Source organism: Sulfitobacter sp. GN1-4 (genome assembly GCF_055693825.1).
In genome coordinates, this window is the sequence record NZ_JBVFUQ010000003.1 from 3,737,134 (window position 1) to 3,746,048 (window position 8,915).

The 8,915-nt window shown below is 58.6% G+C and carries 14 protein-coding genes; 11 read left to right on the forward strand and 3 right to left on the reverse strand.

The annotated features are described in order from the left end of the window. Positions 1–179: 179 nt before the first annotated feature. Genes ACZ1HM_RS19210 through trmD form a run of 8 tightly spaced genes read left to right on the forward strand, consistent with a single transcriptional unit; the run spans position 180 to position 4,333 of the window. Complete coding sequence (locus ACZ1HM_RS19210) at positions 180–701, forward strand: GNAT family N-acetyltransferase (protein WP_472744208.1); 522 nt, start codon at positions 180–182, stop codon at positions 699–701. Beyond that, on the forward strand, positions 698–994 hold the full coding sequence (locus tag ACZ1HM_RS19215) for a chorismate mutase (RefSeq protein WP_472744209.1): 297 nt from the start codon (positions 698–700) through the stop codon (positions 992–994). Before ACZ1HM_RS19210 ends, ACZ1HM_RS19215 begins: the two co-directional genes overlap by 4 nt. A 42-nt stretch (positions 995–1,036) precedes the next feature. Continuing rightward, positions 1,037–1,438, forward strand: a complete 402-nt coding sequence (gene rpsP, locus ACZ1HM_RS19220; RefSeq protein ID WP_472744210.1) for a 30S ribosomal protein S16 — start codon at positions 1,037–1,039, stop codon at positions 1,436–1,438. Positions 1,439–1,457: 19 nt separating this feature from the next. Further along, complete coding sequence (gene bluB, locus ACZ1HM_RS19225; protein ID WP_472744211.1) at positions 1,458–2,087, forward strand: 5,6-dimethylbenzimidazole synthase; 630 nt, start codon at positions 1,458–1,460, stop codon at positions 2,085–2,087. Beyond that, positions 2,087–2,236, forward strand: coding sequence for a hypothetical protein (locus ACZ1HM_RS19230; RefSeq protein ID WP_472744212.1), 150 nt, complete (start codon positions 2,087–2,089; stop codon positions 2,234–2,236). Before bluB ends, ACZ1HM_RS19230 begins: the two co-directional genes overlap by 1 nt. After that, positions 2,233–2,751, forward strand: a complete 519-nt coding sequence (rimM, locus tag ACZ1HM_RS19235) for a ribosome maturation factor RimM (RefSeq protein WP_472744213.1) — start codon at positions 2,233–2,235, stop codon at positions 2,749–2,751. Before ACZ1HM_RS19230 ends, rimM begins: the two co-directional genes overlap by 4 nt. Then, positions 2,751–3,539 carry a hypothetical protein gene (locus tag ACZ1HM_RS19240; protein WP_472744214.1) on the forward strand — a complete coding sequence of 263 codons (789 nt, stop codon included), beginning with the start codon at positions 2,751–2,753 and terminating at the stop codon, positions 3,537–3,539. Before rimM ends, ACZ1HM_RS19240 begins: the two co-directional genes overlap by 1 nt. Continuing rightward, the gene (gene trmD / locus ACZ1HM_RS19245) at positions 3,536–4,333 is read left to right on the forward strand and encodes a tRNA (guanosine(37)-N1)-methyltransferase TrmD (RefSeq protein ID WP_472744215.1); all 798 of its coding nucleotides are present in this window, start codon (positions 3,536–3,538) and stop codon (positions 4,331–4,333) included. The genes ACZ1HM_RS19240 and trmD overlap by 4 nt, the downstream gene beginning before the upstream one ends. Positions 4,334–4,358: 25 nt before the next feature. Here the strand turns inward: trmD and ACZ1HM_RS19250 are convergent, their stop codons facing one another. Both ACZ1HM_RS19250 and ppk2 read right to left on the reverse strand, forming a co-directional pair. Next, positions 4,359–4,610, reverse strand: coding sequence for a YdcH family protein (locus tag ACZ1HM_RS19250; protein WP_472744216.1), 252 nt, complete (start codon positions 4,608–4,610; stop codon positions 4,359–4,361). Between the two features lie 25 nt (positions 4,611–4,635). Continuing rightward, positions 4,636–5,508, reverse strand: a complete 873-nt coding sequence (ppk2, locus tag ACZ1HM_RS19255; protein ID WP_472744217.1) for a polyphosphate kinase 2 — start codon at positions 5,506–5,508, stop codon at positions 4,636–4,638. A 168-nt stretch (positions 5,509–5,676) separates the two neighbouring features. On the opposite strand from ppk2, the gene ACZ1HM_RS19260 reads away from it, so the two are divergent. The 3 genes from ACZ1HM_RS19260 (at position 5,677) to rpmE (ending at position 8,472) form a co-directional block, all read left to right on the forward strand. Continuing rightward, entirely contained in the window at positions 5,677–7,638 is a 1,962-nt protein-coding gene (locus ACZ1HM_RS19260; protein WP_472744218.1) for an alpha/beta hydrolase family protein, read from the forward strand. A gap of 223 nt (positions 7,639–7,861) precedes the next feature. After that, entirely contained in the window at positions 7,862–8,236 is a 375-nt protein-coding gene (gene rplS / locus ACZ1HM_RS19265; protein WP_472744219.1) for a 50S ribosomal protein L19, read from the forward strand. 14 nt (positions 8,237–8,250) lie between these two features. Beyond that, entirely contained in the window at positions 8,251–8,472 is a 222-nt protein-coding gene (gene rpmE, locus ACZ1HM_RS19270; RefSeq protein ID WP_472744220.1) for a 50S ribosomal protein L31, read from the forward strand. 83 nt (positions 8,473–8,555) lie between these two features. Here rpmE and ACZ1HM_RS19275 read toward each other — a convergent pair whose 3' ends face one another. After that, positions 8,556–8,885 (reverse strand): hypothetical protein, encoded by a 330-nt coding sequence (locus tag ACZ1HM_RS19275; protein ID WP_472744221.1) that lies wholly within the window; start codon positions 8,883–8,885, stop codon positions 8,556–8,558. Positions 8,886–8,915: the final 30 nt, after the last annotated feature.

Sequence of the window (8,915 nt, forward strand, 5' to 3'; positions counted from 1 at the left end):
CGTGATTCCACCTCGGGGTCAAGGATGCGCAGCACCCGGCTGTGCCCGGCTTGTCCTTGAGGCCGGGGGAATCGCACCCACCCTCGCAGAGGTGCCTTGAGGACGCATCGCGCCCTCAAGCGCCTCTCAGCAGATAGGGCTTGCGCCGCCCCGCGCACCTTGCTCAGCGGGGACAGATCATGATCCAGATGCTAGACGCCATTCCCGTGCTGGACACTCAGCGCCTGACGTTGCGCGCCCCCAAGAAGGCAGATCTGCCGACGATCACTGCCTTTTTCGAAACGGCGCGCAGTGAGATAGTGGGTGGGCCCCGCGACGCCGACCAAAGCTTTAAAAGCCTCGCCTCCCGCATTGGGCACTGGGCCCTGCACGGCTACGGACTGTGGCATATCGATGATCGCAAGACCGGTGATTTTCTGGGCTGGGTTGGATTTATGAACCCACCAAGCTGGGATGAACCGGAATTGGGCTGGACCCTTTTCGCCCATGCCGAAGGCAAAGGCGTGGCCTTTGAAGCGGCGCGCGCGGCACGTGCGTTTGCCGCTCAGGAATTCAAGCTCGACGGCGTGATCAGCTACATCCGCGCGGACAACACCCGCTCGCGCGCGCTCGCCGAAAAACTGGGGGCCCGCTATGAACGCGATGGCGCCGTTTTGGGCACCCCCTGCCAGATCTGGCGACATCCAAAGGAGGCCGCATGACCGATACCACCCAAAAGGCCGCCCAGGTGCTCAAAGAGCACCGCGCCTCAATTGACCGGCTGGACGCCATCCTGGTCTACACGCTGGGCGAGCGGTTCAAACACACCCAGGCTGTGGGGAAACTCAAAGCCGAACACGACCTTCCCCCGTCCGATCCTTCCCGCGAAGCGGATCAGATCGCACGGCTTGAAGATTTGGCAAACCGGGCCGATCTGGACCCCGAATTTGCCAAGAAGTTTCTCAACTTCATCATCGCTGAAGTCATTCAGCACCACAAACAACACCAATCATGAACTCCGGGGCCCTGCCCCTGCCAACTTAAAGGAATACACACCATGGCTATGAAAATTCGTCTCGCCCGCGGCGGCTCCAAAAAGCGCCCCTTCTACCGCATCGTTGCAGCGGATAGCCGCATGCCACGCGACGGCCGCTTTATCGAAAAGCTGGGCACCTATAACCCGCTGCTGCCAAAAGACAGCGAAGAGCGTGTGAAAATGGACCTCGACAAGGTCAAAGCCTGGATGGAAAAAGGCGCACAGCCAACAGACCGTGTGCGCCGTATGCTGGAAGCTGCCGGTGCCCTGCCCAAGACAGAGCGTAACAACCCCAAGAAAGCGGTTCCTGGCAAGAAAGCCCAAGAACGCGCACAAGAGAAGGCCGATAAGGCAGCGGCAGCCGCCGAAGCGGATGCAGCACCTGCAGAAGAAGCCGCAGCAGAAGAAGCCGCCGCTGAGTAAGATCGCGGGGTCGCCCGGTATGGACGCTTTTTCAGATGAGTTCCGTGCCGGGCTGCACGACTTGATGCGATGGCGGCGCGATGTGCGCCACTTTCGCACAGATCCGGTGGACGAGGCGCTGCTGAAGCAGTGCCTCGACACCTTTTCGCTGGCCCCCTCTGTTGGCCTGTCAGAACCCTGGCGCATTCTGCGCGTCACTTCTGCCGCGAAACGTCAGGCCGCCATCCAGAATTTCCAAGATGCAAATGCCCAAGCGCTCGCCGGCTATAGCGGCGATAAGGCTGCGCTTTATGCCTCTCTCAAGCTTTCAGGCATGCAAGACGCGCCTGAACACCTTGCCATCTATTGCGATGACAGCACCCTCAAAGGGGCGGGGCTGGGTGCGGGATCAATGCCGGAAATGCGCCGCTATTCGGTGGTTGGTGCCATCACGCTGATGTGGCTGACCGCACGCGCACTGGGGCTTGGCATTGGCTGGGTCTCCATCCTTGACCCTGACCGCCTGAACGCTGATCTTGAAGCCGCCGAAGGTTGGACGCTGGTTGCGTATCTGTGCCTGGGCTGGCCAGAGGAAAATACCCTCACGCCGGAATTGGAAACCACGGGCTGGGAGACACGCGCCCCCGCCTTACATGTTGAGAGCCGCTGATGTTCAGGCTGATCAGATTTCTGGCCGTTTTGGGGTTTGGCATCTACCTGGGCGTCCAGGCCAACCAGATGTTGGCCCGGTCAAACTGCGCACAAGCAGAGGGAACGTGGATGAATGGTGTGTGTCAGGTGCCTGAGGTGCCCGCATGAGTGATCTAATCCCAGTGGGGGCCATTGCTGGTGCCTATGGTGTCCGCGGTGAGCTGCGCGTCAAAAGCTATTGCGCGGTGCCCGAAGACATCGAAACCTATAGCCCCCTTTGCAGCGAAGATGGCACGGAATACCCCCTGGCCATATTGCGCCCGATCAAGAACGGTTTTGCCGCCCGCATCCCTCAGGTTGCCACCAAGGAAGACGCCGACGCGCTGCGCGGCACCACGCTTTTTGCCCACCGCGATCAATTGCCGTCGCTGCCGGATGATGAATTCTATCACGCTGACCTCATCGGTCTGGCGGTCTATGACACCGGCGGCGCGCTGTTGGGCAAGGTCAAGACCGTGCAAAACCACGGCGCAGATGATCTGTTGGAGCTGCAGCTGGCGGGCGGATCGGCCACCGTTTTTCTGCCTTTCACCAAAACGGCGGTGCCTACGGTCGATCTGGCCTCGGGCCGGTTGGTCGCTGATCCCCCGGTGGGCATCTTGCCGGACAGTGATGACAGCTGATGCCGCGCCGCATCATCATTCACGCAGGGTTTCACAAAACCGGCACCTCCACCATTCAGGCGACCTTGCGCGAAAACCGGGTTGCCCTGAAACGCCAGGTCGCCCTGCGGCTGCGGTGGCATATGAAAGATCTCGTGCTGGCCAGCCGCGGCTATTCAAACGACGAAGACCCGCTGACGCTGATCAAGGTTCAGACCCGGTTCGGCCATATGATGAACGAATTACCCGGCATGCCGCGCCGCACGCTGATCATATCTGCCGAAGAGCTGGGCGGCCATCTGCCAGGCCGCGGCAGCATCCAGGATTACAGCGCCGCACCGGTTCTGCTTTATGCCTATTGGGAGATTGCTAAGGCACGCTATCCCCAATCGGAAATCCTGATTTACCTGTCCACGCGCAATCCGGATGACTGGATGGCCTCGGCGCATTGGGAACACGTCAAATCGTCAAACATGACGCTTACGCTGGATGACTTCAAAGACCGCTATCACCGGGCCGGTGATCTTGCCGGGATGGCCGCAGAGGTGGCCAGCCGCGTACCCGCCCCGGTGCATACCCATGCCTTGGAAGACTGCGCCGACCTGCCCCTTGGCCCCGCCGACCCATTGCTGGGCCTGTGCGATATCCCCCAAAACGTGCGATCCGCCTTAAAACCCGTCACGCCCCAAAACGAACGATTAGGAGAAGACGTGCTGGCGGCCATGATTGAGGCCAACCGAGACAACCCCACACCATTTGCCCGCAACGCCGCCAAGGCGCTGATACTGGCGGAGGCCGCAGCAAAATGAAGCCCACCCGTTCGCATGGCCGCCAATCCGTCACGGCCAGCCTGAAACCCCGCGAATTGATGCAACCCCGCCCGGATTACAGCGATGTCTGGCAGGCCCGGATCATTACGCTTTTTCCTGAGCTTTTCCCCGGTGTCTTGGGGGCCAGCCTGACCGGCAAGGCCTTGCAAGACGGCAAATGGCAGCTGCACACCCACGATCTGCGCAGCTTTGGCATCGGCAAACACCGCAACGTCGATGACACCCCGGCAGGGGGTGGGGCGGGCATGGTGATGCGCGCAGATGTGGTGGGACCGGCGATTGAGGCTGCATCGGCGCAGGCAAGGGGCAGGTGGCCCATTCTTTACATGTCACCACGCGGCCAGCGGTTTTCCCAAGCCATGGCGCGGGACTTCGCGCGCTGCGATGGGCTGACCATCTTATGTGGCAGATTTGAAGGCGTGGACGAACGCGTTTTGGAACACTACGGCGTCACCGAAGTATCGCTGGGTGATTTCGTCATGACTGGCGGTGAGCTGGCCGCGCAAGCGATGATCGACGCCACCGTCCGCTTGTTGCCCGGTGTTTTGGGCAATGCCGACAGCACCTTGGAGGAAAGCCATTCAAATGGCTTGCTAGAACATCCGCAGTATACCCGCCCGGCCACGTGGCAGGGTCGAGAAATCCCGCCAGTGTTGATGTCGGGCAATCACCAAGAGATTGCCAAGTGGCGGCTGAGCGAAGCGCAGCGTCTTACCGCAGAGCGGCGCCCCGATATGATTGAAAAATCCCAAAACGGCGGCAGCAAATCTTAGCCCCGCTGCCGCCGTTGGACAAAGCTCAGGCGGGAGTAACCTGCGCTTTGAGGTATGCATAAATCTCATCTTTGAGCGTCATGCGGTTTTTGCGCATCTCGATCATGAACATGTCACCAACTGGTTCCACATTGGTCTCAGCCCGGTGCAGCGCACGGTTCATGACATGATAGTCATCAGCAAGGTTGGCAAAATGGGTATCGGTTTGGCGTAGCTGTCCCATCAGCTCGGCAAACTCAGGAAATTCCTGTGCCAGTTCATGAGGTGTATGTGACATCTGTTGTCCTTTCGATGGAGTTGGATCACGCTTTGCGGCTTTGCGGGTGCAAGGACCGCGCAAGGATGTGATCGGTATTGCCCAGGACCACCTGCGCTTGATGCAGGATCTTGGGATCGGGGGGTGTGGCCACGCTTAGGTCTTTGTCTGGATATGCCAGCTGCGCCAGAAAGTGCCGCATGCAGGTCAGCCGCGCGCGCTTTTTGTCGTTCGACCGGATCACCGTCCAAGGCGCATCTGCCGTGTCGGTGTAGAAGAACATGGCCTCTTTCGCCTCTGTGTAGTCATCCCATTTGTCGAGGCTGGCCCGGTCAATCGGTGACAGCTTCCAACGCTTCAGCGGATCGGTTTCTCGGCTGGCAAACCGCGCCTTTTGCTCCTCTTGCGTGACGGAAAACCAGTATTTGAATAGCTGAATGCCAGAGCGGACCAACATCCGTTCAAACTCTGGCGTCTGGCGCATGAACTCCAAATACTCAGCCGGTTGGCAGAAATTCATCACCCGCTCAACGCCCGCGCGATTGTACCAAGAGCGGTCATAAAGCACCATTTCGCCGGCTGTTGGCAGGTGCTTGATGTAGCGCTGAAAATACCATTGCCCGCGCTCTTCATCTGTTGGCTTGTTCAGGGCCACCACACGCGCTTTGCGTGGGTTCAGGTGTTCGGTAAAGCGCTTGATCGTGCCGCCCTTGCCCGCCGCATCACGGCCCTCAAACAACAGGACGATCTTTTGGCCGGTCTCCTCAATCCAGTGCTGCGCCTTGAGCAGTTCAACCTGCAGCGCCGCTTTTTCAGCCTCATAGGTCTTGCGGTCAAGCTTGTCCGGGTATGGGTATTTCCCCTGCTCGAACCCCAGGATCGAACTGGTTTTCTTTTGCAATTCCGCCACTGCGGTCATGTGCTGTCCCCCATTTGATAACTGTGTTGTGCAAAGAATACCCGGCGCACACGCATGGCACTTTGCGCTGGATCAAATCGCCGCGGATCAGGGAAATTCTGAGGTCTTCGCATTGCAGCACCCAACATACCCGCTATAGTTGCTAAAGGCAGTAAAGGGTTTGGGTGTATGAAAAAATTCCTCATTGGTTTGGCGATTGTTACTGGCATTTTGGCAGGGGCCGCGGTGTTCGTGACGCGCAACACGGGCGTCTCCAATCCCGCCCTCAAGGCCACAGACCTACCCGCCCTGATTCCAACGCGCACGTTTTTTGCCGATCCGCGTTCGGCCTCAGGCTACGTGCCATCCAGCGACGGCGCTTATGTGTTCTTGAACGCGGCGAACTTGCTGGGACGCAAAAGCGTGGTGCGCGAGGTCAGCACCGGCGATGAGGTTGCCACCTTCCCCGTTGGCCTTAGTCATATCCGGTGGCACCCAACCCAACCCCGGCTGCGGTTCATCTATAACGGTCATGATTGGGAGGCCGACATTTTTGCCCCCGAGCAGGAGAATTGGAAACGCACGTCACCCGTGCGCCTGTCGGGCGGCTGGATCAAAAACCAAGTGGCCTGGGACGAAGACATGCCCATCCTGGCCTGGGGCAAAGAGAACCGCAATTCACCCGGCCACCTGTGGCTGGTGTCCCAAGACGGGCTGACAGCTGAGAAAATCGCCGAAGGCAACGAAAAGACCCAGTATTGGGTGATGAACGAAGAAGTTGAGCCCGTGTTGCGCATCGACAATCTGGATGAGCGGACCAATCGGGTTTTGAAAAAGACCGCAGGCGGCTGGGATACCCTGATCGACATTGACCTTAACGATGCTTTCTGGCCCCTGTCAGCGGTCCGCGCGGATGGTACTTTTATCGCCCGGTCAGCGATTGGGCGGGACAGAGCGGCGATCGTCAACTTTGACGCAGATACAGGCGCGGAGGAGGTTATCTATGCCTCTGAAGACACGGATGTCGGCTGGGGCTTTTCGCTGACCCATGGACCAGACCCCGATGTCATAAGGCTGGGTACCGACACCTTGGAGCGCAAAGCGCTGACGGAACGGGGCCAGACCTATTTGGATATTCTGGCCACCTTCGATCAGCCTGTCACTTTGGGCGCGACCGTACCCAGTGCGACGGGGCGCTACGTGGCCCAAGCGCTTTCGACGCAAAGCAAATCCTACATCTATCTGCTGATCGACATGGAAGAGAAAAACTATGAGCTGTTGGGCGAATTCCATATGCGGCGCTTCAAGGACCGTTTGGTACAAGAAGAATTCGTGACTTTCCCAGCCCGCGACGGTTTGGACATTCCCGCTGTCCTGACCATGCCAAAGGATCCAGCAGGCCCCATTCCCTTTGTCGTCGACATTCACGGCGGCCCTGCGGGGCACGAAGGTCTGGGCTATCACCATTTCAACCAGTTTCTGGTGAACCGGGGCTATGGAGTGCTGTCGGTCAACTTTCGCGGCTCCACCGGGTTTGGCAAAGCGTTCCAGGCCAAGGGGTTCCGGGAATTTGGCCGCGCCATGCAGGATGATATCGCTGACGCGGCGCTTTGGTTGATTGATCAAGGCCTGGCCGATCCCGATGCGATTGCTGCACGCGGGGCCAGCTACGGCGGGTATGCCGCCGCCATGGCAATGATGCGTGACCCGGGATTGTTTACTGCAGGGATCGTCGAAGTGCCGATGCTGGATGTGGCGTTTCAATCAAAGTACCATCCAGGCTTTTGGAACAACGGCATCCACGGCTGGTGGCGCTACTTTGGCAATCCCGATGTACCCGAAGATCTGGAGGAGATGCAGGCCTTTTCCCCCATCAACCTGGTGGATCAACTGCACGGCCCTTTGTTGGTCATGGGGGGCGTGCAGGATGAAATCACTGCCATTCAGCAGGTGCGCGATTTCGAAACCGCAACGGTCGCGGCCGGCAAAGATGTGCGCGTGCATTATTTCCCAAAAGCAGGGCACGGCTTTCGCCACTGGAAAGACGAACTGGCCCATGCCCGCCTGGTAGAGGACTTTTTGGCAGAACAGATTGGCGGACGTTCAGGAGGAACTGAGTTTGTTGAATTCGCCCCGGAATTCATCGACTGAGCTGGCTCAAACCCACTTGATCCGCCAGAGCAACCCTCCTATACCCCGCCCATCCGGAATCGCTCTTTGGCGGCTCCGGTGCTTTGCGTGTGACGCAGGGCGAGACAAGGAATAGCGGATGTATCCTCCGGTGGGCGGCACGACCGACCCGACAGACCGACCGGAGCTCTGATCGCACAAACAATCTTCGTGGCGTACCACGAGCATCATAGGAGAAGGTCAGATGAACCTGATCGCAGAACTTGAGGCGGAACAGATCGCCGAACTGGGCAAGGAAATCCCTGATTTCCGCGCTGGCGACACCATCCGCGTCGGTTACAAAGTAACCGAAGGCACACGCACCCGTGTGCAGAACTATGAGGGCGTCTGCATCGCCCGCAACAACGGTTCCGGCATCGCCGGGTCGTTCACTGTTCGCAAGATCAGCTTTGGTGAAGGGGTTGAACGTGTGTTCCCTCTGCATTCCACCAACATCGACAGCATCACCGTGGTTCGCCGCGGCCGTGTGCGTCGTGCCAAGCTTTACTATCTGCGCGCACGTCGTGGTAAATCCGCGCGTATCGCAGAGAACGCCAACTACAAGCCCAAAAAAGCCTAAGGGGAGCCGGACAGATGAAAGCCGATACACATCCCGAATACCACATGATCAACGTCAAAATGACAGACGGTACGGTCGTGCAGATGAAATCCACTTGGGGCAAAGAAGGCGACCAACTGGCGCTGGACATCGACCCTTCCGTGCACCCAGCATGGACCGGCGGCACCAGCCGTCTGATGGACACCGGTGGCCGCGTGTCCAAGTTTAAGAACAAGTACGCAGGCCTGTCGCTCTAACGCGCGCCTTTGCAGAACGAAGAAAACAGCGCGGCCTTCGGGTCGCGCTTTTTTGTTGTCACTTTGGGTTAGGCCCTTGATGGCTATTCCGGCTCAGCCAACCTGCCCGTCGCCACCACGGTTTCGAAATACTCAACCTTCACGTCAAACGATTGCAGCAGCTTTTGAGTGCTGGGCTTGACGACCGCATCATCAAAATCGCCTTTTTCAAAATGCCCGGCTGACGCCAGATCTTCCCAAAGGCTGGTAACGACCAATTCATTCTGATCGCCTTTTACCTTGACCGCCAACGCCGCACCCAGATGCCCGGGCAGCTCTGCCATTTCGGCAAATGTCGTGCGTTCAAGATGTTCAGCATATTGCTGCAACACCTCATCACTGCCCGCCACAGCACGCCACCAACGGATGATCATAACGCTCTCTTTCGCTGCACACCGGTTCTG